The organism is Bradyrhizobium sp. GW821-FHT12B03 (assembly GCF_058807535.1).
Window position 1 is genome coordinate 48,903 of sequence record NZ_JBXAQU010000002.1, and the last position, 23,490, is coordinate 72,392.

Genomic DNA, 23,490 nt, shown 5'->3' on the forward strand with positions numbered 1-23,490 from the left:
ATGGAGTCGTCCGCGCAACTCGTCATCTTCGCCGGCCTGATGATCGGCCTGGTCTATGGCGCCGTGGGACTGCTCAGCGGCTTCTGCCTGATGAGCAGCATGCGCGGTTGGCTTGCCGAAGGCGACGGGCGGCTGGTGCGGACTTATGCGCTGGCGGTCGCTGTCGCAATCGCCGCAAGCCAGTTCCTCGCCGGCAACGGCATGGTCGATCTCGGCAAGTCGATCTACCTGCAACAATCCTTCTCGGCGCCGGTGCTGTTCCTCGGCGGCCTGCTGTTCGGCTACGGCATGGTGCTGTCGAACGGCTGTGGCTCGCGTGCGCTGGTGCTGCTCGGCCGCGGCAATCTCCGATCCTTCGTCGTCGTGACCGTGCTCGCCATCGCCGCGCAGATGACGCTCAAGGGTTTGATCGCGCCAGCGCGCATCGCGCTGGTCCAGGCCACGCAGACCACCGTCAACATCAATTCGTTGCCGTCGCTGCTGGCAACGCTGGGAGCCGCCGAAGCCGTTTCGCGCGCGATTGCCGCCGCCGTGATCGTCGTCGCGCTGATCCTGTTTGCGTTCTCCGATCCGGCGTTCCGCCGTTCGTCGGGCCAGGTCGCGGCGGGAATCATCGTCGGTCTCCTCGTCGCCAGCGGCTGGTTCGTCACCGGCTATCTCGGCGCCGACGATTTCAATCCGGTCCCGGTGACCTCGCTCACCTTCATTGCGCCGATCGCGGATGCGCTGCAATACGCGATGCTCTCGACCGGCCTGACGCTCAACTTCGGCATTGCGACCGTCGCCGGCGTCTTCGCCGGCAGTCTGGTCACAGCACTTGCCACGGGGCGCTTTCATCTCGAAGGCTATTCCTCGCCGCGCCACATGCTGCGCTCGGCCGGCGGCGCTGCATTGATGGGGATCGGCGGCGTGATGGCGTTCGGCTGCTCGATCGGGCAGGGGCTCACCGGCGTGTCGACGCTGGCGCTGGGCTCGTTCGTGGCGCTTGCCGGCATCCTGCTCGGCACCACCGCGGGCTTGCGCGGAAGCCTGCGCGTTCAACCCCTCGCGATGGCCTGACGGCGCAGCAGCCGGTCGCCCAGCGTCGCAAGGCCGATGCCGGCAACGATCAGTCCGGCCGCGACAGCCAGGCTCACGTCGATCGGTTCGCCCAGCAGGATCGCGGCACTGGCGATGCCGACGAGTGGTGTTGCCGTGGTGCCGAGCGATGTCGTCAGTGCCGAGATGCTCTTGTTGACCATCGACATCGCCCAATAGGCGAGCGCCGTTCCGATCAGGCCGGAATACAGGAACAGCAGCACGAGTCTCCACGACCATTCCGCGTGTGGCAGGCCGTCCGTGGCCGTCGCGCTGACAGTCAGGACGATCGTCGCCACGAGCACCTGCCAGATCAGCAGTTGAAGCGGAGAGGCGATCCAGCGATGCGCGCGGATATAGATGATGTTCGCGGCCCATGAGATCGCAGCCAGGATGACCATGCCGGCGCCGAGCACGACATTGGTATTGGCCCAGTCGATCGATGCCGGGTTCAGAATCACGGCAAGGCCGATCAATCCGAGCAGGGCGCCGGCGAGTTTTGGCGCGGTCAGTGTATCCTTCGCGAGCACGGGGGCGGCGATCGCGACCCAGAGCGGTGTGGTGTAGCCGAGCACGATGGCCTTGCTCGCAGGCAGGAAGCGCACACCGGCCGCAACCAGGACCGAGAACACCGTCATGTGCAGCAGCGCGACGCTCAGGACCACGGGAATGTCGCGCCGTTCCGGGATCACCAGATTGTTGCTCAGTCCGAGGATCACGAACAATCCAGCCAGTGCGATCCAGCTCCGGATCGCCGAAGTCCACAGGGGCGGAAGGAATTGGACGAGCTGTTTCGTGACCGACCAGTTCACGCCCCAGGCCAGCACGACGATGAGGAACAGGCCGACGGCCGCGCGGGGTGACAGTGCGTTCATCTCGGAAGTCCTTGAAGCAGTCCGACCTGGCGGATAGCATCCGGGCTGGCACTAGAAAAAGTGCCAGATCGCAAAGGAACAAGGTGCCAGTTCCAGAAGAGATGGTCGCCGGCCTGATCGAGCTGAAGCGGACCGGTGAGGAAGGGCTGACGGCTCAACTGACGAGCCAGCTCAGGGAGCTGATCGGAAGTGGCCGCATAGGGAAAGGCCGCGCGTTGCCGTCGAGCCGCCAGCTCGCGGGCGATCTCGGCGTCTCCCGCAACACCGTCACCTACGCATTCGAGCAGCTCGCCGCCGAAGGATATCTGGCAGCGTCGCACGGACGGCGCCCGGTGGTGACGGTCGACGGTGGTGAGCCTATCGAAGCAGCTGGCGCCGCGACATCGCGTGTCCGCTCCAGTACGCCGCGCCTGTCGCCCTGGGCCTCAAAGCTCAAGCAGGCGGACTGGCCGATGTCCTACCTGGCGCCGCTAAAACCCCTGCGGCCGGGGCATGGCGATTTCAGGGAGTTTCCGAACGAGGTCTGGGCCCGCTGCCTGCGCCGCAGCGCTGTGCGTGCGGCCAGGCGCGAGCTCGGTCCGGTCAACCGCCCACGCCTGCGCGAGGCGCTGGCGCAGTATCTCGCGACCAGCAGAGGCGTTCGCGCCACGGCCGATCAGATCCTGATCCTGCCCAGTGCTCAGGCCGCGCTGACCTTGATTGCGGCTGCTGTCATCACGCCCGGCAACGAGGTCTGGGTCGAGGACCCGGGCTATCCGGGCGCAGCAGCAGCCTTCCGCGCGTCCGGCGCGCGGCTCACCGGTATCACGCTGGACGAGCAGGGCATGCAGCGGATTCCGGGGCTTCCAGCTCCAACACTGATCTTCATGACGCCATCGCACCAGCATCCGACGGGCCGGCTGATGTCGCTGGCCCGCCGCACCGAATTCTTAGGGTTGAGCAAGCCCGGCAAGACCTGGATCGTGGAAGACGATTACGACGGCGAATTCCACTACGACAGCCGGCCGGTGCCGGCCTTGCAGGGGTTGGACGCCCACGGTCGCGTATTCTACGTCGGAACGTTCTCGAAGGCGATGACCTCGGATATCCGGCTCGGCTACCTCGTGGTGCCGCCGGCGCTGGTCAGCACCCTGGAGATCGCGCAGCGGCATATCGGGCTGATCGCACCCAGCCATGTCCAGGAAGCGCTGGCCGAGTTCATTGCCGACGGGCATTTCCTGGCGCATCTGCGCCGGATGCGGCGGCTCTATCATGCGCGCCGCGATCATCTCGTCGAGGGGCTGGAGCGGCACCTCGGCGAGGTGCTCACGGCCGAGGTGCCTTCGGGCGGCATTCAGCTCGTTGCCCGTCTCAAGCACGGCCGCGCCGATCAGGCTGCGGTCAAGCGCCTGATCGCCGCGGGCGTCGTAACGCGCGCCTTGTCCAGCCTGTCACTCGGAAAGCCACGCGATCATGGCCTGCTGCTCGGCTTTGCAGCCTGGCGCGAGAACGAGATCAGCGCCGCCGTGCGGACGATGGCATCGTGTTTCTAGCGACTACGCGTTAATCCATCGCCTTCGTCACGATGCGGATTTCCGAGGTCAGCGTGCGGTGCACCGGGCACTTGTCGGCGATCTCCATCAGCTTCTCGCGCTGCTTGGCATCGAGCGCCCCGTCCATCGCGATATCGCGCTCGATCTGGTCGAGCATGCCCTCGCGCGTCTCGCATTCCTCGCAATCCTTGGCGTAGATCTTGGAGTGCTTCAGCGTGACGGTGACGCGGTCCAGTGGCAGCGACTTGCGGTCGGCATAGAGACGCATGGTCATGGAGGTGCAGGCGCCCAGGCCGGCGAGCAGGAAGTCATAGGGGCCGGGACCGGCATCCTCGCCGCCGGCCGCAACCGGCTCGTCCGCCACCAGACGATGCGGACCGACGGTGATGATCTGGTTGAACTTGCTCTTGCGGGTCTCCTGCACCACGACCTTCCGCGGTTCCTCGGGGAGATCCATCGCCTTTGCGGGCTTTGCTACGTCGATGTAACGGCTGGCCCAGGCCGCGATCATTTCGGCCACATAGAGCGCGTCGGCCGGCTTGGTCAGGAGATGATCGGCGTGGTCGAGTGAGACGAAGCTCTTGGGGTGCTTGGCCGCAACGAAGATCTTGGTCGCGTTGTCGATGCCGACGGTGTCGTCGACAGGCGATTGCATGATCAACAGCGCCTTGTGCAGGCCGGTGACGTCTTTCATCAGCTCATGCTCGGCGATGTCGTCGAGGAACTCGCGCTTGATGCGGAATGGACGCCCGGCAAGCGACACTTCGACCTCGCCCTGGGTGCGGATCGCGTCGACGTGCTCCCTGAACAGGCCGGTGACGTGGGCCGGGTCGGATGGCGCAGCAATGGTCACTACAGCCCTGGCCTCGGGAACTTGTCCAGCCGCAGCCAGGATCGCCGCGCCGCCGAGGCTGTGGCCGATCAGAATGGACGGCGCTTTGCGTGTCGAACGCAGATGATCGGCCGCGCGCACGAGATCGGCGACGTTGGAGGAGAACGTCGAGTTGGCGAAATCGCCCTCGCTGGACCCGAGGCCGGTGAAGTCGAAGCGCAGCACCGCGATGCCCTTGGCCGCGAGCGCCACCGAGATGCGCTTGGCCGCCAGCGTGTCCTTGCCGCAGGTGAAGCAGTGCGCAAACAGCGCGAAGGCCGTGGGCTCGCCGTCCGGCAGCTCGAGTGCTGCCGCGAGCTGATGGCCGCCCTCGCCGGTGAATTGAAAGCGTTCCGTCGGCATGGGCTTCCCCCGTTCTTGTTTGAATCTAATCGCCCGAGTAGCGCTGCTCGGCCCAGGGATCACCGCGGTTATGGTAGCCGCGGACCTCCCAGAAGCCCGGCGCGTCCTCGGTCAGGAACTCGATCGCCTGGAGCCATTTGGCGCTCTTCCAGAAATACAGATGCGGCACGACCAGCCGCACCGGGCCGCCATGCTCTTCCGTCAGCGGCTGCCCCGACCAGCTATGGGCGAGCAGCGCGTCCTCGGCGGCGAAGTCCTCCAGCGCGAGGTTGGTGGTGTAGCCGTCATAGGAATGCAGCACGACGAAGCGTGCATCCTCACGCGGCTGGCAGATCGTGAGCAACTCGCGCGTTGCAAGCCCCTCCCACTGGTTGTCGTAACGCGACCAGGTCGTCACGCAGTGGATGTCGGAGGTGAACTGGTCTTGCTTCTGCGCGGTGAACTCGGCGAAGGTCCAGAACACGGGGTTTTCGATCGCGCCATAGACGTCGAGCCGCCAGCGCTCGCGCGAGACCGGCGGCATGACCCCGAGGTCGAGCACCGGCCAGTCCTTGGTGAGGTGCTGCCCGGGCGGCAGCCGCTGCTCCTCTGGCCGCGTGATCTTGCCGGTGAGGAAGCGGCCCTCGCGCGCCCACTTCTCCTTGGTGCGCGTCAGCTTGCTGTCGGGCGGCTCGTTGTCGTCGGCCATGAGCTACTCGTGGCGATGCATTGCTGAGGCGTGCTTGGTGTCGCGCATGGTGGAATAGATGATCAGCGACAGGAAGATGATGCTGGCAAGATAATAGTAGAACCACTCCTCGTGCCCGATGCTCTTGAAGTAGAGCGCGATCGCCGGAGCCGTGCCGCCGAAGATCGAGACCGTGATGGCATAGGGCAGGCCGACGCCGAGCGCGCGGACATTGGTCGGGAACAGCTCGGCCTTCACCACGGCGTTGATCGAGGTGTAGCCGGCGACGAACAGCCAGGCGGCACAGATCAGGATGAAGGCCATGAAGGGCGACTTGGTCTCCTTCAGCGTCATCAGCAGCGGCACGGTCGCCAGCGTGCCGGCGACGCCGAAGAAGATCAGCAGCGGCTTGCGGCCGATCTTGTCGGAGATGGCGCCGTAGATCGGCTGCAGGATGGTGGCGAAGATCAGCGTGCCGAAGATCACGAAGGTGGTCTGGTCTTCGGTCAGCCCGACCGAGAGTTTCACAAACGTCTGCATGTAGGTGGTGAAGGTGTAGAACGCTGCGGTGCCGCCGGCGGTGAGACCAACCACGAGCAACAGCTCCCGCGGGTATTTCAGCAGGTTCGTGATCGAGCCGGTCGGCTTCACCACCTTCTTGGCTTCCTCGAACGCCTCGGTCTCGTGCAGGCCGCGGCGCATCACCGCGGCAAAGATCGCGAGCGCTGCGCCGATCGCAAACGGGATGCGCCAGCCCCAGGCCCTCAGCTCCTCCGGGGTCAGGAAGACCTTTTGCAGGAGCAGCAGCACGATGATGGCGGTGAGCTGGCCGCCGATCAGCGTGACGTACTGGAAGCTCGAATAGAAGCCGCGGTGCTTGGGATCGGCGACTTCGCTGAGATAAGTGGCGCTGGCGCCATATTCGCCGCCGAGGCTCAGGCCCTCGATGACGCGGGCGAGCGCCAGGATCACCGGCGCGGCGAAGCCGATCGTGGCATAGGTCGGCGTCAGCGCGATGATCAGCGAGCCGAAGCACATGAAGACGACGGACAGCGTCAGCGAAATACGACGGCCGAAATGGTCGGCAAGGTAGCCGAACAACCAGCCGCCCAGGGGCCGCATCAGGAAGGTCGCTGCGAATACGACGGCGACATTCAACTGCTGGACGACCGGATCGTTGCCGGGGAAGAAGGCCGGAGCAAAGTAGAGCGCGAATGCCGTATAGGCGTAGAAGTCGTACCACTCGACGAGATTGCCGATCGAGCCGATCAAGATCGCCTTGATGCGCCGCTCTGCGTCGGCGATGTCGATGTGGTCGGAGGCCGGTTGGGTTGCTTGCTCAGTCACGTCCGGCCTCTCTCCGTATCTCCGTTGGAGAGGCCTACATCGCCTTTCCCAGCAGAAATGGCAACTGCCGGGGGCCTCTCACCGTGCCCTGCGACCACGTCACGGTGCCTGCCGGATCGAGCCGGAAGTCCGGAATGCGCTTCAGCCATTCCTCCAGCGCAACCTGCATCTCCATGCGCGCAAGGTTGGAACCGACGCAGCGGTGGATGCCGAGGCCGAAGGCGGCGTGGCGATTCTCGCGGCGGTCGATCACGACTTTGTCAGCGTCCGGAAACATCTTGGGGTCCCGATTCGCGGCCGGGAAGGACAGCAGCACCATGTTGCCCGCCTTGACCGGGCAGCCCGAGATCGTGGTTTCCTTGACCACCTCGCGGGCCATGGTCACCGGCGAATAGGCCCGCAGCAGCTCCTCCACGGCGGTCGGGATCAGTGCCGGTTCGGCAATCAGGCGCTCGCGATCGGCCGGCGTCCGGGCGAGGTGCCAGAGCGAGGACCCGATCGCGCTCCAGGTGGTGTCGATGCCGGCGATCAGGAGCAGCCGCAGCGAACCCAGCACATGCGAATCCTCGAGCGGGTTACCTTCCTTGTCCTTGGCGTTCATCAGATAAGAGATCAGGTCGTCGGTCGGCTTCTTTTTGCGTTCCTCGATATGGGCGCTGAAATAGGCGCTCATCTCGTGCACGGCCTGGAGCAGCTTGGTCTCGTCCTTGATGCCGAGCTCGAGGATCATGTGGATCCAGTTGACGAAGAGGTCGCTGTCGCTCTCGGGAATGCCGAGCATATGGGCGATGGCCCGCACCGGGATGTATTTGCCGTAGCGTGCGGCTGCGTCGACCTTGCCGTCGGCGATGAACCCGTCGATCAGCTCGTTGCAGATGGCGCGGACCCGCGGCTCGAGCTTCTTCATCGCGTCCGGCGTGAAGGGCGGCAGCAGCAACTGCTTGGCCGGCTTGTGCACGGGAGGATCGGAGGTGATCGGCGGGGCGGCATTCCTCGCGATCTCCGGCCGCACATCGCGGACGATGATGCGGCGTGATGAGAAATGCTCGCTGTCGTTGGCGATCTCGCGCACGGCGTCATAGGTCGTCGGCATGTAACAGCCGAGGAAGCGCTTTGTGTGCACCACCGGGCTTGCGGCGCGCAGCTCCTCCCAGATCGAGAATGGATCCTCCGTCCATTGCGGATCGGTGTGATCGAAATCGTTGACCCAGTCGGTGACGGGCGGATGGGCGACAGGCTGGCTGACGTCGGACATGGCCGGGGAATCCCTTCGAATCTTTCTTGGGGCTTGTGTTCGCTGCAGGCACGCGGGGGCGGCAGAGGCCGCACTACTCCTCGATCACATCGATCGCGATTTCCGGACAATTGGATTTGGCAAGCCAGGCTTTGTCTTCAAGGCCCTCGGGAACAATTCCGTCGCCGGCTTCATGGGCGTTGCCGTATTCGTCGAGCTCGAACAGCTCCGGCGCCAGCGCCTTGCAGCGCGCGTGGCCCTGGCATTTGTCGGGATCGACGTGAACCCTCAGTCGCTCTGTCATGGCGGCTTCCTTGGTCGTGTGCGCGCGGCGCCCGAAGGGGCTGCGCGTTCCTCATGGCAAACATTATCGACGGCATTTGCCGCCAGCTTTAAGTTATATCCTATTACATTCGCGGCAGGCTTCCCCTGTCAAGCGCAAACTTATAGGCTTGGCGCAACATGCGTTCACAACTCGCCCGCAAGCCCGGGAACACCTACCACCATGGCGATCTCCGCGATGCCCTGATCAAGGCGGCGTTGCGCGAGGCGGAGCAGGGTGGCGCCGAGGCAATCAGCATCAAGGCGCTGGCAAAGCAACTCGGCGTCTCGCAGCCGGCGCCCTACCGGCATTTCGCCGACCGCGAGGCGCTGTTGGCGGCAGTGACGGCGGAGGCGTTCCGGCAGCTCAGTGCACTTCTGCGCGAGGCGATGGCGAAGCCCTCGAAGCAATCGAAACTGTCGCGGCTGGCGCAGGCGACGCTCGATTTCGGCCTGCGCCGCAACGGCATCTATCGCCTGATGTTCGCCTCCCGGACCGTGTCGTGCGCGGCCAAGGGTAGCGAACTGCATGAGGCCACGCGCGAGACTTTCGCGCTCGTGATCGAAGCGCTGGAGGCGCCCGCTGTCGGTTTCTTGCGCGAACGGCAAGCGCTCAAGATCTGGGCGGCGTTGCATGGCGTGGTGATGCTGGCCGAGCAGGGCCTGTTCACCGGCGAGGCCGCGCACGCCACGCGCGAGGAGTTGGTGGAGGACTTTGTGAACGAAACCAAGGCCGCGCTTGCCGCTGCGATCAAGGATGCACAGCGTCGGAAGAAGACCCGCGCCTAAATCTTCGCTGCCAGCAGCTTCATCAGCTTGTCGACCGCGCTGTCCGGCGTCGTCACGACCGGGCGACCGGTGGCCTCCGCGACCAGCGGTGCCGTTGCCGCGATGCTGAACTGTGCGAGCGCAATGACGTCGCAATCGCGCAGGTCGCGCGAGGCTTCGGCGATCAACCGGTCATGTGTGGTGCGGTCGCCGCGGTCGAGCGCCGCGAGTGCGCCTTCAGCGAGTTTCGGCACGATCTGGACGGACGCCGGAAACTCCGGCGGCATCGAGATCAGCGTCGGCGCGAAGGTCGAGAGCAGGCCGATCCGCTTGCCCATCGTCACCGCGCGTTCGATCATGGCCTCGTTCGGCTTGAGCACTGGCATCGGTGCATGCGCATGCGCGACCGCCTCGATGCAGGGGCCGAAGGCCGAGCAGGTGAACAGGATCGCATCCGCGTCCGTGGCCACAGCGTAGTCGCCGAGCGCCAGGAAACGTTCGGTCATGGCGTCGTTGAGTGCGCCATCGCGCGCCAAATCCGCCGACAGGCTGTCGTCCAGCAGGTTCATCAGCCGCGCCTCCGGCCACGCCTCTGCGAACGCCGCCTCGATCGGCGCGATGGAATGCCTGAGGGCGTGGATCAGGGCGATGCGCGTGGGTGTGGTCATCGAGAGTAACTATGACTACCTGGTCGGTCTCGTGCCCCGGACGCAGCGCAGCACGAAGTGATGCGCTGCTGAGCCGGGGCCCATTCTTTTAGAGAGCCAGAAGCCGTGGCCTCCTGGGTCCCGGCTCTGCGCAGCAGCGTTGCACGCTGCTGCGCGTCCGGGACACGCGTAATTACTTGAACGGCACGGCATACATCAAGCCGCCCTTGCTCCAGAGGCCGTTGAGGCCGCGGTCGAGCTTGAGCGGGCTTGCTTTACCGACATTGCGCTCGTAGATCTCGCCGTAATTGCCGCCGGCCTTGATCACTGTCACCAGCCATTTGTTGTCGAGCCCAAGCCGCGAGCCGAGATCGCCGGAGGCCCCGAGCAGCCGCTGGATCGCCGGCGTCTGCGACTTCGCCATCTCATCGACATTGGCCTGGGTCACGCCGAGCTCCTCGGCCTCGATCAGGCCATAATGCAGCCAGGTGATGATGTCGCTCCAGACCTCGTCACCGTTGCGGGTGAAGGGCCCGAGCGGCTCCTTGCTGATGGTCTGCGGCAGCACGACGTAGTCCGCCGGGTTGGGCGCTGCGGTCGTCACGGCGCCGGCAAGCGCGGAAGCGTCCTGGGTCATCGCATCGCAGCGGCCGCCGAAGAAGGTCTGGTACATGGTGTCGACGCGGTCGAACACCAGCGGCTTCCAGTCGATGCCGTTGGCGCGGCCGTAATCGCCGAGCGTGACCTCGTGGGTGGTGCCCTGCGCGACGCAGACGGTGGCGCCCTTGAGGTCCTTGATCTCCTTCACGCCGAGGTCCTTCTTCACGACGAAGCCCTGGCCGTCGTAGAAGTTGATAGGGCCCTGGCGCAGGCCCAGCGTCACGCCGCGCAAATAGGTCTGCGTCGAGTTACGGTAGAGCACGTCGATCTCGCCGGATTGAAGCGCGGTGAAGCGGTTCTGCGCAGTCAGCGAGACGTAACGCACCTTGCTGGCATCGCCGAGCACGCCGGCTGCCAGCGCGCGGCAATAGTCGACGTCGAGGCCCTTGTAATTGCCTTGCGAGTCCGGCGCCGAGAACCCGGCAAAGCCGGCGCTGACGCCGCACACCAGTGTGCCGCGGCTCTTCACCGTGTCGAGCGTCGCTGCCTGCGCGACCGCCGCCGATGCCGCGAGCGCGCCCGCCGCGATAACCATGTTCCTCATCATGCTACTCTCCCCTCAATGATTGACACTACGCAACACGTTGTCGACGGCGGTGCCGAGCTTGTCGACGATCAGGTCGATCTCGTCGGCTGACGCGATGTAGGGCGGCGCCAGCAGCACGTGGTCGCCGCGGATGCCGTCCACGGTGCCGCCGCCGGGATAGCAGCCGAGCCCGTTGGCGAAGGCTTCCGCCTTGATCTTCTGGTTGAGCTTGAGCGCCGGATCGAACGAGGTGCGGCTGGCGCGGTCGGCGACGAGCTCGATCGCCCAGAACAACCCGCGTCCCCTGATATCGCCGACATGGCGGTGATTGCCGAAGCGCTCGGTCAGGCGTTGCTCGAGCTGCCGGCCGCGCTCCTTGACGCGATCGAGCAGGCCATCCTCGCGGATCACCTCCTGCACTGCGAGCGCGGCCGCGCAAGCGAGCGGATGCGCGAGATAAGTATGGCCATGCTGGAAGGCACCCGAGCCTGTGCGGATGGTTTCGATGATCCTGCCGCTCGCGAGCATCGCGCCGATCGGCTGGTAGCCGCCGCCGAGCCCCTTCGCGATGGCCTGGATATCGGGAGCGACACCTTCCTGTTCCCAGGCGTGCGTGGTGCCGGTCCGGCCCATGCCGCACATGACTTCGTCGAGAATGAGCAGCGCGCCGTGCCGGTCGCAGATCTCGCGCACCGCCCTGAAGTAACCGTCCGGCGCGGTCACCGCGCCGGCGGTGGCACCGACGACGGGCTCGGCGAGGAACGCTGCGACCGTGTGCGGGCCGAGCCGCTGGAACTCGGCTTCGAGCTCGGCTGCGAGGCGTGCCACGAATTGCACATCCGACTCGCGCTCGCGCTTCTCATGATAGGCAAAGGCGGGAGTCACATGGCTGAAGGCGGCCGACAGCAACGGCGCATAGGGCGCACGGCGCCAGGCATTGCCGCCGGCGGCGAGCGCACCGAGCGTGTTGCCGTGATAACTCTGCCGCCGCGCGATGAAATGCTGCCGCTGCGGCTCGCCGCGCTCGATGAAATATTGCCGCGCGAGCTTGATGCTGGCCTCGATCGCCTCCGATCCGCCACTGACGAAATAGGCATAGGCGAGACCGCCGGGCTCGTGCCCGACCAGCGTCTCCGCGAGCGCTTCCGCTGGCTCGGAGGAGAAGAAGGCGGTGTGCGCATAGGCCAGCGTCGAGGCCTGCTTGGCCATCGCCGCGATCACGCGGGGATGCTGGTGGCCGAGGCAGGAAACCGCGGCGCCGCCGGAGGCGTCGATGATGCGCCGCCCGTCCTCGGCGAAAAGATAGACGCCTTCGCCGCCAATCGCCTTGGGCGGCGTTTCACGCAACGAGCGGTGCAGCACGCGGCTGGTGCGAGCGGCCATGGATCAACCTTTCTCTGAAACGTAGGTGGAGGCCGCGGCGAGCCGGGCCTCGGTATTCTCCAGGCGTTTCTTCGCGGCCAGTCCGCCGAGCGAGAACGTCACCGCGGCAAGCGACTGTGCAATCGCGATCGCGCCGGTGAGGCTCGGGAAAAAGCCGGGGGAGGAGGCGGCTTCGAACAACAGCACATGGTCGGCGCCCTCGGCCATCGGGGCCGAGACGCTGTCGGCGATCGCAATCAGCGTTGCGCCGGCGCGATAGGCGGCCTGCGCGACGCGGACACTCGCGTGCGTATACGGCAGGAAGCCGATGACGATGACGGCTTCGCCAGGGCGGAAGGCGCCGAGGTCGAGATCGTCGGGACCGGACGCGCCGACGAGCTGCACCTGTTCGGGGCGGAACAGCCGCAGTTCGTAGTTCAAGAGTTCCGCGACGCTGCGGCAGCTGCGATAGCCGGCGATCCAGATCCGCTTGGCGTCGTGCAGCGCGCGGGCCGCCTCCGTAATCGGTTGGGCCGGAATGCGCGGAAGGCCGGCGGCCTCGGCCGCGAGCTTGTCGGTGACCAGCGCGACATCGGCGTGCGGGCCATGGCGGCGACTTTTGGCGCGACCGGAGAAGGGCGAAATCTGCAACGGTCGCCGTGCTTCCGTCAGCGCCGCACGCAATTCGTCCCAGCCGGAATAGCCGATCGCCTTGGCAAGCCGCGTAAACGCGGCGGGATCGGCACCGGCTTCCGCGGCGAGATCGCGCATCGAACGGGTGGTGGCGTCGTAGTCGTTGGCTGCGACGAAGCGCCCGACCTCCTGCAAGCGCATCGGGAGCGATGGCAATGCAATGCGCAGTTCGCTCAGCGGCGAGGATTTCGCGGGCTCGACCATGAAACATTTGTTGCATGAATTATAGTTTGGTGCAACAGTTGACGTGCGCCGCCGGAAATCGCTGGTTTCGAGAAGGATTTTTGCGCCGTGACATCAGATGGTCCGAGACCGCCGCCGCGACGTAGCTTTTTCGGCGCCTTCGGGCGGCGGGAGCTGAAAGGCCTGTTCTGGCAGGCCCTCGTGGTCGGGATCGCGGTGGGCGTGATCGCCTTCCTCTGGTCCAACACCGTCACCAACCTGTCGGCCCGTCGCATCACGACCGGCTTTGCCTTCCTCGGCCGCGAAGCGGGCATGCCGATTGCCGACAGCCTGCTCGCCTACAATCCGCGAGACAGCTACCTCTGGGCCTTCGTCGTCGGCGTCGCCAACACGCTGCGTGTCGCGGTGATCGGCATCGCGCTTGCGACGATCCTGGGCACGCTGGTCGGCATCTCCAGGCTCTCAGCCAACTGGCTGTTGTCGCGGTTCGCCGCCGTCTATGTCGAGACGCTCCGCGACATTCCGCTGCTGCTTCAGCTCCTGTTCTGGTACGTGCTGATGCAGGCGCTGCCGGCTGCGCGTGCGGCGTTCCGGCCGATCGAGGGAGTGTTCCTCTCCAATCGCGGCCTGATCCTGCCGGCGATCCCGATCGGAGCGCCGCAGCTCTGGGTGCTCGGCACGGCCGCGCTGGGCTGCGCCGTGTTCTATCTTGTCAGACGATGGCAGATCGCGGAGCAGATGCGGGACGGCAAGCCGCGATCGGCCTGGCCCTTCGCGCTCGGCCTCATCGTCGTGCTGCCGGCGCTGGTGTCCATGTTGCTCGGCGTGCCCTGGACGATCGAGTGGCCCGCGCTACGCGGCTTCAATTTCGTCGGCGGGCTGACGCTGGCACCGGAATATTTTGCGCTGCTGATCGCGCTCGTCACCTACACCTCGGCCTTCATCGCCGAGATCGTGCGCAGTGGCATCCAGTCCGTTCCGCGCGGCCAGTGGGATGCCGCCAACGCGCTCGGCCTGCGCCGCAGCTTCGTGCTGCGGCAGATCATCCTGCCGCAGGCGCTGCGCGTGATCGTGCCGCCGATGACGAGCCAATATCTCAATCTGACCAAGAACTCTTCGCTCGCGGTCGCGATCGGCTACCAGGACGTGGTCTCGGTCGCCAACACCACGCTGAACCAGACCGGGCAGGCGATCGAGGCGATCGCGCTGATCATGGCGGTGTTTTTGACCATCAGCCTCGGTATCAGCTTCTTCATGAACTGGTACAATGCGCGCATCGCGCTGGTGGAGCGCTGAGCATGACGGCGATCACGGACAGTCCGGAAGCGCCACGCGCCGCCCGCCGTCCGCAGATGGGCAACCCGGTGCTGCGCTGGCTGCGCACCAATCTGTTCTCGTCGATTCCCAACGGCATTCTGTCGGTCGTGCTGCTGGCGATCCTCGCCAAGGCTATCTTCAGCTTCGCGCAATGGGGTATCGCCAATGCGGTCTGGCTGACGCCGGCGAACGATTCCAGCGCGTGCCGTGCCGTCCGCGGCTTCGGTGCCTGCTGGGCGATCATCCCCGAGAAATATCGCTTCATCCTGTTCGGGACCTATCCGTTCGACGAGCAGTGGCGGCCGGCGCTGTCGGTGGTGCTGTTCATCGCGCTGTTCTATTTCTCCAGCCGACGAACCTTCTGGCGGCGCGAGCTGATCTATCTCTGGATCGGCGTACTTGCGCTGATCAGCGCGCTGATGTGGGGCGGCGTGTTCGGCCTCTCCTTCGTATCGCAGGACCGCTGGGGCGGACTGCCGGTGACGCTGATCCTCGCGACCTTCGGTCTCGCCTTCGGCTTCCCGCTTGGCATTCTCGTCGCGCTCGGCCGCCGCTCGAAGCTGCCGGCGATCCGCTCGCTCAGCGTGCTCTATGTCGAACTGATCCGCGGTGTGCCGCTGGTGAGCCTGCTGTTCATGGCGAGCGTGATGTTTCCGCTGTTCATGCCCAGCGGCTTCAACATCGACAAGCTGCTCCGCGCGCAGATCGCGATCATCCTGTTCGCGGGCGCTTACCTTGCCGAAGTCATTCGCGGCGGCCTCCAGGCCGTGCCGCGCGGACAATACGAGGCTGCCGAGGCGCTGGGGTTGTCCTATTGGCGCAAGAACCGGCTGATCGTGCTGCCGCAGGCGATCCGCCACGTCATCCCGCCGCTGGTCAACACCTTCATCGCCTTCTTCAAGGACACCAGCCTCGTCTTGATCATCGGCATTTTCGATCTGCTTACCACCGCCAAGACGGCGATCATCGATCCCGCCTGGCAGCAGTTCTCGGTCGAGGTCTACATCTTCGTCGCCGCGATCTATTTTGTCTTTTGTTTTGCGATGTCGCGCTACAGCCGCGGCCTGGAGGCGACGAGCGGAAGGTGATGGCTTCCTTCTCCCCTTGTGGGAGAAGGTGGCGCGAAGCGCCGGATGAGGGGTTCTATCCTCATATTCCCTGCGAGAGATTCATTCGCGGAGAGATACCCCTCACCCGTCTCGCCGCTATGCGGCGAGCCACCCTCTCCCACAGGGGGAGAGGGAAACTACCGCGGGTGTCGTAGATCGCCTTACTTCTTCACCTTGGGATCGATCGGCGTGGTCCCGCGCACGCCCAGAATATCCTCCAGCACCTTCGCCCCGGCGATCACCTGCGCGTCCGCGCGCGGGGCGCCGACGACCTGCACGCCGACCGGCAGGCCTGACGCCGTGAAGCCGCAAGGCAGCGAGAGCGAGGGGCAGCAGGCGAGCGTGATCGCGTAGACGATGCCGAGCCACTCGACGTAATTGTCGAACCTCTTGCCGGCGCATTCGGCGACATAGCGGTTTTCGATCGGGAACGGCGGCACGATCGTGGTCGGCACCAGCAGCAGGTCGTAGCTCTTGAAGAACTCGATTGCGCGCGCGGTCATGCCCACGCGCTGCGCCTCGGCACGCGCGAGTTGCTCGACCGTCAGCTTGAGGCCCTCTTCGATGTTCCAGATCACCTCGGGCTTGAGCAGGTCGCGCTTGGTGCGCAGCAGGTTGGCCTTGGTGATCGCGAAATCGAAGGCGCGCAGCACGTGGAAGCATTCATGTGCCTCGCGCCAGTCCGGATGCGCCTCCTCGACGACGGCGCCGGCCTCCGCGAAGCGTTCGGCGGCCTTGCGGGTGATTGCCTTGACCTCGGGATCGACAGGCGTGATGCCGAGATCGGGCGAGTAGGCGATGCGCTTTGGCTTCCTGCCCGATTGTGCTGCCGACAGGAAAGAGGTCACAGGCGCCGGCAGCGACAGCGGATCGTCCGCATAGTCGCCGCTCATGGCGTCCAGCAGCAGTGCAAGATCCTCGACGTTGCGCGCCATCGGCCCGACGACGCCGAGATTGCGATCGATACCCGATTTGGGGGTATGCGCGACGCGGCCGATGCTCGGCCGCATGCCGACGACGCCGCAGAAGGCCGCGGGGCTGCGCAACGAGCCGCCCATGTCCGAGCCCTGGGCGAGCCAGGCCATGCCGGTCGCGAGCGCCACCGCGGCGCCGCCGGAGGAGCCGGCTGCCGATTTGGACGTATCCCAGGGATTGAGCGTGGCGCCGAACACTTCGTTGAAGGTATTGGCGCCGGCACCGAATTCCGGCGTGTTCGATTTGGCGTAGACCACCGCGCCATTGGCCTCGAGGTTCTCGACCATCAGGTCGGACTTCGTCGGGATGTTATCCTTGAAGATCGGCGAGCCCTGCGTGTTCAGCACGCCGGCGACGTCGGTCAGGTCCTTGATCGGCACCGGCAGGCCCGCGAGCAGCCCGCGCGCGCCGGCCGGCTTCTGCATCAGGGCTTTGGCATTGGCCCGTGCGCGATCGAAGCACAGCGTCGGCAGCGCGTTGACCTTGCCGTCGACCTCACTGATGCGCTTTTCCAGCACGTCCAGCAGTTCGAGCGGCGAGACGTCGCCGGACCGCAGCTTGTCGACGACGGTGCAGGCGGTTTCGCGGATCAGGTCTTGAGACAACTATTGTACTCCTGTGCTTATCTTGTCGCCATTGCGAGCGCAGCGAAGCAATCCAGAATGCCTCTGCGGAGACGGTCTGGATTGCTTCGCTGCGCTCGCAATGACGGAATGTAGAGCAGGCAACGACACGAGACGACTAACCCCAACCCGCGCTGATGCCGCCATCCACCGTATAGATCACCCCTGACGTGTAGCCTGAACGGTCTGATGCCAGAAAAGCCATGAGGTCGCCGATCTCGCGCGCATGCGCGGGGCGGCCGAGCGGCAGGCTCTTCTGGAATTCCCCGTAGCGGCTCTCGTCGCCGAACTGATGCTTCGCGCGCGTCTTGAGCAGGGTGACGTGGCGATCAGTGCCGACCGGCCCGGGATTGATGCCGACCACGCGGATGTTGTCGGCGAGGCTCTTGCCGCCGAGCGCACGGGTGAAGGCCATCAGCGCGGCGTTGCCGGCGCTGCCGCAGATGTAATTCGCGTCGAACTTTTCGCCGGCCGCGCCGATGTCGTTGACGATGACGCCGCGGCCCTTCGACTTCATCTGCGCATAGATCATGCGGGTCAGGTTGATGTAGCCGAACACTTTCAATTCCCAGGCGTGGCGCCAGGTCGCCTCGTCGATCTTGTCGATCGAGCCGCCGGGGATGTCGCCGGCATTGTTCACGAGGATGTCGATGTCGGCGGCCTCCTTGGCGAGCCGCGCCAAATCCTCGGCGTTGCGCAAATCCACGATGCTTGTCGCGGCATCGATCTGATGCGCAGAGCGCAGACGCTCGGCCAGTGCCTTGAGCTGTTCGCCGTTACGGGCGGCGAGCAGCAGATGCGCGCCTTCCTCGGCGAACGCCTCGGCGGCTGCGGCGCCAATGCCTTTGGACGCACCGGTGATCAGGACGCGCTTGCCACGCAGATGCAGATCCATGGGGGGTACTCGCAGGACAGGAGCAGGATGAAATCAGTAGGCGGTCGGCCGCGCCACGGTCAACATTGCAGTGCAGCGTTGCACTGCCCGCGACTTTGGTCCATTGCAGTGCGGTCAAAAAGACGGCGGCTGCCGGACCAACCAAGGACGTTCTCGATGAGCAAGAAGCAATACCGGATCGCGGTCATTCCCGGCGACGGGATCGGCAAGGAAGTGATGCCGGAGGGCCTGCGCGTGCTGGAGGCGGCGGCCAAGAAGCACGGCGTTTCCGTGCATTTCGATCATTTCGACTTCTCGTCCTGGGACTATTACGAGAAGCACGGCCAGATGATGCCGGACGATTGGAAGGAAAAGATTGGCAAGCACGACGCGATCTATTTCGGCGCGGTCGGCTGGCCGGCCAAAATCCCGGATCACGTCTCGCTGTGGGGCTCGCTGATCAAATTCCGCAGGGAGTTCGACCAGTACGTGAACCTGCGCCCGGTGCGGCTGATGCCCGGCGTGCCGTCGCCGCTGGCGAACCGCAAGCCCGGCGATATCGATTTCTGGGTGGTGCGCGAGAACACGGAAGGCGAATATTCCTCCGTCGGCGGCCGCATGTTCCCGGACACCGACCGCGAATTCGTCACCCAGCAGACGGTGATGACCCGCATCGGCGTTGACCGCATCCTGAAATTCGCCTTCGAGCTCGCGCAGTCGCGGCCGAAGAAGCACCTGACCTCGGCGACCAAGTCCAACGGCATCTCCATCACGATGCCCTATTGGGACGAGCGCGTGGAGGCGATGGCCAAGAAGTTCCCGGGTGTGAAGTGGGACAAGTACCACATCGACATCCTGACCGCGAACTTCGTGCTGCATCCTGACTGGTTCGACGTCGTGGTCGGCTCGAACCTGTTCGGCGACATCCTCTCCGACCTCGGCCCGGCCTGCACCGGCACCATCGGCATCGCGCCGTCAGGCAACATCAACCCCGAAGGCGATTTCCCCTCGGTGTTCGAGCCGGTGCACGGCTCGGCGCCCGACATCGCGGGGCAGGGCATCGCCAACCCGATCGGTGCGATCTGGTCGGGCGCGATGATGTTCGAGCATCTTGGCGAGAAGGAAGCCGGCCGTTCGATCGTCGAGGCGATCGAGCGGACGCTCGCCGAGCGCACGCTGCGGACCAAGGATCTCGGCGGCAACGCCGACACCACGGCCTGCGGCAAGGCGGTCGCCGATATGGTGGACTGAGGCAAGGCGGACCGCGTAAGGTGGGTTAGCCTTGCGGTCACGCGAAGCGTGGTCCGCTGGGCATAACCCACCTCTTCTGTCTCCTCGGAGACGAACAGTGGTGGGTTACGCTTCGCTAACCCAGCCTACGACTACACGTACGATTTCCGCGCCGGATCGAAGATCGGTGGGTAATCGTTGTCGTCGAGAAGATCGAGGAACGGATCCAGTCCTCTCGATTTGATGAGCCCGAGCTCCTGATGCGAGATCAAGTTCACGGTCAGGATCTCCACCGGATCGCCCGCGATCTCCAGCGCCTCGGCGATCTGCTTGTCGGGGCCGATGATCGGCGTGAGAAACAGGAACGTCTGGAAGTCCGTTCCGGCAACCGGCGGCCACGGAAGCGCGACGCGATGGCCGAAGCCGAACCAGGTCGTGTCGATGAACGGCAGATTGGCGAGCCAGCGCAGATTGGCGCGAACCTCCTCGGTCGGTTCGCGGACATACCACATCAGCTCGGCACGCGGCTTTGCGTCCCCAAGCACCCCCGGCATCCGTTGCTCGCTCATGCCGTTGGTCAGAAGCACGTAGCCTTCGTCAGATCCCTCCTGGCACACCGGCACGAAATCGCGGCCAAAGGCATGGATATCGATGCGGCGCTCCGCGCTGTCCGCGAAGCTGTATTCGGGCTCGCCAAGCTCGCTTGCGTAGATGGCGAGCCGTTGCTGGTAGAGATCGGCTGCGTGTGACGGCCTGCTTGAACCAGACATGAGCTTTGCGAGACGGGAGAGCATGTGAACCTTGGGGGCGGATGTGGGCCGGGATATCCGCGTTGTCGCAAGGCAGCGCGGGCCGGTTCAAATCCGCTCCAAAGACTCGGCGACTCTTCGCCGCTGTCCAGCTTCCCCGGCGCGTGTGTCCATGAGGTCGGAGAACGACAGGAGAGGGAGCCGCGCTTCTATCCAGATCAGCCCGCGATCCTCTCGATCGCCGCCTGATCCAGACCGAACTTCTTCCCGGCCTCCAGAATCTCCCGCCAGGTGGTCGGATCGACCGGGATGCCTTCGGCGAGGCGCTTTTTCTTGGTCTCGCGCTCGGGATCGCCGGCGATCAGCACCTTTTCGACGCCGGGGCCGGGCGGTGAGCCGGTGTGCCAGGCGACGAAGCTTTCGACTTCGCGTGCGAGGTTTTCGCCGGTGCCGAGCTTGCCCGGGTCGATGATGATCGAGAGCATGCTGTTGAGGACGTTGTACTTGCCGTCGGACGGGCCCTTGACCACCTGCCCGCCGGAGAGCGCGCCGCCGAGAATTTCGCACACGAGCGCGAGCCCCGAACCCTTGTGCTCGCCGAACGGCAGGATGGCGCCGTACGGCGGGATCACGGTGTAGCGGGGATTGACCGTGGCCCCGCCTTCATTGTCGATGATGGTGCCGGGCTCCAGCTCGACGCCCTTGTTGTGGGCGACGCGGGTCTTGCCCTGCGCGATCCTGCTGGTGGCGAAGTCGAGCACGATCGGGTCCTTGCCCCTGCGCGGGATGCCGACGCAGAACGGGTTGGTGCCGTGGCGGGCATCGCTGCCGCCCCAGGGCGCCACGATCGGGCGCGAGATCACGTTGACGAAGTGGATCGAGACCAGCCCGTGGTCGATGCACTGCTCGGCCCAGTGGCCGATGCGGCCGATGTGGTGTGCGTTGGAGAGGCCGACCAGGCACACGCCGTTGCGCTTGGCGCGCTCGGCGGCGAGCTCCATCGCTTCATGGCCGATCACCTGGCCGTAGCCGGTGAGGCCGTCGAGCGTGAGAAGCGGGCCGGTATCGAGCACGATCTTGACGTGCTGGTTCACGGCGAGGCCGCCATTGGTGACGCTCTGGACATAGCGCGGGATCATGCCGACGCCGTGCGAGTCGTGTCCCCTGAGATTTGCCTCGACGAGGTTGGTGGATACGAGCTCGGCCTCGCGATCCGTGGAGCCACCGGCCTTGACGATGGCGCGGATGGCGTTGGTGAGGGGCTCTGCCTTGATGGTGCGATAGTCGGCCATGGTTGTTGCTCTTATCCTTTCACGATCCGGCGGCAGTGGACCAGGGCCGCTTCGATCAGGTTCTCGCTCGCTTCCGGCGTGCGGAACGCCGAATGCGCCGATAGCGTCACGTTCGGCAGTTTCGTCAGCGGATGATCGCCGGGCAGCGGCTCGATGTTGAAAACGTCGAGGCCGGCGTGACGGATGTGGCCCGACTTCAGGGCGTCGATCATGGCGGTCTCGTCGACCACCGCGGCGCGCGCGGTGTTGACGAGGATGACACCACGCTTCATCGCAAAGATCTTCTCGCGGGTGATCATGCCGCGCGTTTCGTCGTTGAGCAGAAGATGCAGCGACACGACGTCACTTTTCGCCAGCACCGTGTCGAGATCGGCGAACTCGACGCCCGGAAAACTCTTCGGCGAGCGGTTCCAGGCGATCACCTTCATGCCGCTGCCTGTGGCGATGCGCGCGACCTCCGCGGCGATGCCGCCGAAGCCGATCAGGCCGAGAGTCTTGCCGGTGAGCTGCATGCCGTCCTCGCGCAGCCAGTTGCCGACGCGCATCTCGCGATCCATCATCGCGATGACGCGGGCCGACGCCCACATCAGCGCGATCGCGGATTCGGCCACGGCGGTGTCGCCATAGCCCTTGATCAGGTGCACGGAAATGCCGAGCTCGGCGAGTTCTTCCGGGTTCATGTAGCTGCGTGCGCCGGTGCCGAGGAACACGACGTGCTTCAGCCCCACGCATTTCTTCGCGACTTCGGTCGGCAGTGCGGTGTGGTCGACGATCGCGATCTCGGCGCCGTCGAGGATTTCCGGGTATTGCTCGGGCTTGATGTCCGGATTCCTGTTGATCCGCACCTTGGGATCGCCTGATAGCTCCAGCCGCTCCATGATCACGGCGAGGGCTTCGTTGGCGTCGACGAAAACTCCGCGCATGGCTCTCCCCGATCAGGATGCGACGCCGGCGATCGCCAGCACGGTGTGCATCAGCACGTTGGTGCCCGCGGCGCAGTCGGGCTGCGTGGCGTCTTCCAGCTCGTTGTGGCTGATGCCGTCCTTGCAGGGCACGAACACCATTGCCGCCGGCATGACGGTATTGAGGTTGCAGGCGTCATGGCCGGCGCCGGAGGTGATGCGGCGAGAGGAGTAGCCGAGCGTCTTCGCCGCGTTCTCGACCGCCGCGATCAGCTTGGGATCGAAATGCGTCGGCGGCTTGCGCCAGACCAGGTCAATCTTGACCTCGACCTTGCGGCGCGCGGCGATCTCGGAAATCGCGGCGCGCAGATCGCGATCGAGCGCGTCCATGATTGCGCCGTCGGCGCTGCGGCAATCCATCGTGAAGGCGATCTCGCCGGGAATGACGTTGCGCGAGGGATTTGCGATCACGGCCTCGCCGATGGTGCCGACCGCCTTCGGTCCGTGCTTCTTCGCAATGGCCTCCATCGCCAGCACGATCTCGGAGAGCGTGGCCAGCGCATCGCGCCGCAGCGGCATCGGGGTCGAGCCCGCATGGCTCTCGAAGCCTGAAATCTTGCCATCGTACCACAGCACGCCCTGGCCGGAATCGACGACACCGATGGTCTTGCCCTCGGCTTCCAAAATCGGACCCTGCTCGATGTGCAGCTCGACGAAGCAGCCGAGCTTCTGGAAGCCGACCGGCTTGTCGCCGCGATAACCGATGCTGTCGAGCGCCTGGCCAACGGTCGTGCCCTCGACATCCTTGCGCGACAGGATATCGTCGGTGGTGAAATCGCCAACGTAAGCCGCGGACGCCATCATCGCCGGTGCGAAGCGCGAGCCTTCCTCGTTGGTCCAGTTGACGATGCAGATCGGTGCTTCGGTCTCGATGCCGGCGTCGTTCAGGGTGCGGATCACTTCCAGCGCGCCGAGCGTCCCCAGAATGCCGTCATACTTGCCGCCGGTCGGCTGGGTGTCGAGATGCGAGCCGATGCCGACGGGCAGCTTCGACATGTCGCGGCCCTTGCGCAGACCGAACTGCGAGCCGAGTGCGTCTGTGTGTATCTCGAGGCCGGCGTCCTCGCAGGCCTTGCGGAACCAGTCGCGCACCTGCTTGTCTTCGCTGCTCAGCGTCAGCCGCCGCACGCCGCCCTTGGCCGTCCCGCCGAATTGCGCGGTCTCGTGAATGGAGCCCCAGAGGCGGGCGGAATCGATTTGCAGGTTCGTGGCGGCTCGGCTCATGCGGTCGGT

General features: G+C 65.2%; 22 protein-coding genes. 6 read left to right on the plus strand and 16 right to left on the minus strand.

Features of this window, described 5'->3' with window-relative positions; translation table 11 throughout:
* Positions 1–1,059 (plus strand): YeeE/YedE family protein, encoded by a 1,059-nt coding sequence (locus AC1RUR_RS04355; RefSeq protein WP_492842391.1) that lies wholly within the window; start codon positions 1–3, stop codon positions 1,057–1,059.
* Here the strand turns inward: AC1RUR_RS04355 and AC1RUR_RS04360 are convergent.
* Complete coding sequence (locus AC1RUR_RS04360) at positions 1,038–1,952, minus strand: DMT family transporter (protein ID WP_492841702.1); 915 nt, start codon at positions 1,950–1,952, stop codon at positions 1,038–1,040. The genes AC1RUR_RS04355 and AC1RUR_RS04360 overlap by 22 nt on opposite strands.
* A 101-nt stretch (positions 1,953–2,053) precedes the next feature.
* Here AC1RUR_RS04360 and pdxR point away from each other — a divergent pair, with 101 nt between their 5' ends.
* A complete protein-coding gene (gene pdxR / locus AC1RUR_RS04365; RefSeq protein WP_492842392.1) occupies positions 2,054–3,484 on the plus strand; it encodes a MocR-like pyridoxine biosynthesis transcription factor PdxR in 1,431 nt (476 codons plus the stop codon).
* Between the two features lie 10 nt (positions 3,485–3,494).
* Here the strand turns inward: pdxR and AC1RUR_RS04370 are convergent, their stop codons facing one another.
* From AC1RUR_RS04370 to AC1RUR_RS04390, 5 genes are all read right to left on the minus strand, one after another.
* Positions 3,495–4,718, minus strand: coding sequence for a bifunctional alpha/beta hydrolase/OsmC family protein (locus tag AC1RUR_RS04370; protein ID WP_492841704.1), 1,224 nt, complete (start codon positions 4,716–4,718; stop codon positions 3,495–3,497).
* 25 nt (positions 4,719–4,743) lie between these two features.
* Positions 4,744–5,406, minus strand: coding sequence for a sulfite oxidase-like oxidoreductase (locus tag AC1RUR_RS04375; RefSeq protein WP_492841706.1), 663 nt, complete (start codon positions 5,404–5,406; stop codon positions 4,744–4,746).
* A gap of 3 nt (positions 5,407–5,409) precedes the next feature.
* Positions 5,410–6,732, minus strand: coding sequence for an MFS transporter (locus AC1RUR_RS04380; protein ID WP_492841708.1), 1,323 nt, complete (start codon positions 6,730–6,732; stop codon positions 5,410–5,412).
* Between the two features lie 34 nt (positions 6,733–6,766).
* Entirely contained in the window at positions 6,767–7,987 is a 1,221-nt protein-coding gene (locus AC1RUR_RS04385; protein ID WP_492841710.1) for a cytochrome P450, read from the minus strand.
* 73 nt (positions 7,988–8,060) lie between these two features.
* Positions 8,061–8,270 carry a ferredoxin gene (locus AC1RUR_RS04390; protein WP_492841712.1) on the minus strand — a complete coding sequence of 70 codons (210 nt, stop codon included), beginning with the start codon at positions 8,268–8,270 and terminating at the stop codon, positions 8,061–8,063.
* Between the two features lie 158 nt (positions 8,271–8,428).
* On the opposite strand from AC1RUR_RS04390, the gene AC1RUR_RS04395 reads away from it, so the two are divergent.
* Positions 8,429–9,076 carry a TetR/AcrR family transcriptional regulator gene (locus AC1RUR_RS04395; RefSeq protein ID WP_492841714.1) on the plus strand — a complete coding sequence of 216 codons (648 nt, stop codon included), beginning with the start codon at positions 8,429–8,431 and terminating at the stop codon, positions 9,074–9,076.
* Here AC1RUR_RS04395 and AC1RUR_RS04400 read toward each other — a convergent pair.
* From AC1RUR_RS04400 to AC1RUR_RS04415, 4 genes are all read right to left on the minus strand, one after another.
* Complete coding sequence (locus AC1RUR_RS04400; RefSeq protein ID WP_492841716.1) at positions 9,073–9,723, minus strand: aspartate/glutamate racemase family protein; 651 nt, start codon at positions 9,721–9,723, stop codon at positions 9,073–9,075. The genes AC1RUR_RS04395 and AC1RUR_RS04400 overlap by 4 nt on opposite strands.
* Before the next feature lie 172 nt (positions 9,724–9,895).
* A complete protein-coding gene (locus AC1RUR_RS04405; protein WP_492841718.1) occupies positions 9,896–10,909 on the minus strand; it encodes an amino acid ABC transporter substrate-binding protein in 1,014 nt (337 codons plus the stop codon).
* A gap of 12 nt (positions 10,910–10,921) precedes the next feature.
* Positions 10,922–12,271, minus strand: a complete 1,350-nt coding sequence (locus AC1RUR_RS04410; RefSeq protein WP_492841720.1) for an aspartate aminotransferase family protein — start codon at positions 12,269–12,271, stop codon at positions 10,922–10,924.
* Between the two features lie 3 nt (positions 12,272–12,274).
* On the minus strand, positions 12,275–13,147 hold the full coding sequence (locus tag AC1RUR_RS04415) for a MurR/RpiR family transcriptional regulator (RefSeq protein ID WP_492841722.1): 873 nt from the start codon (positions 13,145–13,147) through the stop codon (positions 12,275–12,277).
* 87 nt (positions 13,148–13,234) lie between these two features.
* On the opposite strand from AC1RUR_RS04415, the gene AC1RUR_RS04420 reads away from it, so the two are divergent.
* A complete protein-coding gene (locus AC1RUR_RS04420; protein WP_492841724.1) occupies positions 13,235–14,422 on the plus strand; it encodes an amino acid ABC transporter permease in 1,188 nt (395 codons plus the stop codon).
* Positions 14,423–14,424: 2 nt separating this feature from the next.
* On the plus strand, positions 14,425–15,531 hold the full coding sequence (locus tag AC1RUR_RS04425) for an amino acid ABC transporter permease (RefSeq protein ID WP_492841726.1): 1,107 nt from the start codon (positions 14,425–14,427) through the stop codon (positions 15,529–15,531).
* Between the two features lie 182 nt (positions 15,532–15,713).
* Here the strand turns inward: AC1RUR_RS04425 and AC1RUR_RS04430 are convergent, their stop codons facing one another.
* Both AC1RUR_RS04430 and AC1RUR_RS04435 read right to left on the minus strand, forming a co-directional pair.
* On the minus strand, positions 15,714–17,132 hold the full coding sequence (locus AC1RUR_RS04430; protein ID WP_492841728.1) for an amidase: 1,419 nt from the start codon (positions 17,130–17,132) through the stop codon (positions 15,714–15,716).
* A 136-nt stretch (positions 17,133–17,268) separates the two neighbouring features.
* A complete protein-coding gene (locus tag AC1RUR_RS04435) occupies positions 17,269–18,045 on the minus strand; it encodes an SDR family oxidoreductase (protein ID WP_492841730.1) in 777 nt (258 codons plus the stop codon).
* A 156-nt stretch (positions 18,046–18,201) separates the two neighbouring features.
* Between AC1RUR_RS04435 and AC1RUR_RS04440 the strand changes: the two genes are divergently transcribed.
* Positions 18,202–19,275 carry a tartrate dehydrogenase gene (locus AC1RUR_RS04440; protein WP_492841732.1) on the plus strand — a complete coding sequence of 358 codons (1,074 nt, stop codon included), beginning with the start codon at positions 18,202–18,204 and terminating at the stop codon, positions 19,273–19,275.
* 131 nt (positions 19,276–19,406) lie between these two features.
* On the opposite strand, the gene AC1RUR_RS04445 is transcribed toward AC1RUR_RS04440, so the two are convergent.
* From AC1RUR_RS04445 to AC1RUR_RS04460, 4 genes are all read right to left on the minus strand, one after another.
* The gene (locus AC1RUR_RS04445; protein WP_492841734.1) at positions 19,407–20,024 is read right to left on the minus strand and encodes a suppressor of fused domain protein; all 618 of its coding nucleotides are present in this window, start codon (positions 20,022–20,024) and stop codon (positions 19,407–19,409) included.
* A 197-nt stretch (positions 20,025–20,221) separates the two neighbouring features.
* Entirely contained in the window at positions 20,222–21,295 is a 1,074-nt protein-coding gene (locus AC1RUR_RS04450) for a malate/lactate/ureidoglycolate dehydrogenase (protein ID WP_492841736.1), read from the minus strand.
* Positions 21,296–21,306: 11 nt separating this feature from the next.
* Positions 21,307–22,218, minus strand: a complete 912-nt coding sequence (locus AC1RUR_RS04455) for an NAD(P)-dependent oxidoreductase (RefSeq protein WP_492841738.1) — start codon at positions 22,216–22,218, stop codon at positions 21,307–21,309.
* A 12-nt stretch (positions 22,219–22,230) separates the two neighbouring features.
* Entirely contained in the window at positions 22,231–23,481 is a 1,251-nt protein-coding gene (locus AC1RUR_RS04460) for a Zn-dependent hydrolase (RefSeq protein WP_492841740.1), read from the minus strand.
* Positions 23,482–23,490 lie beyond the last annotated feature (9 nt).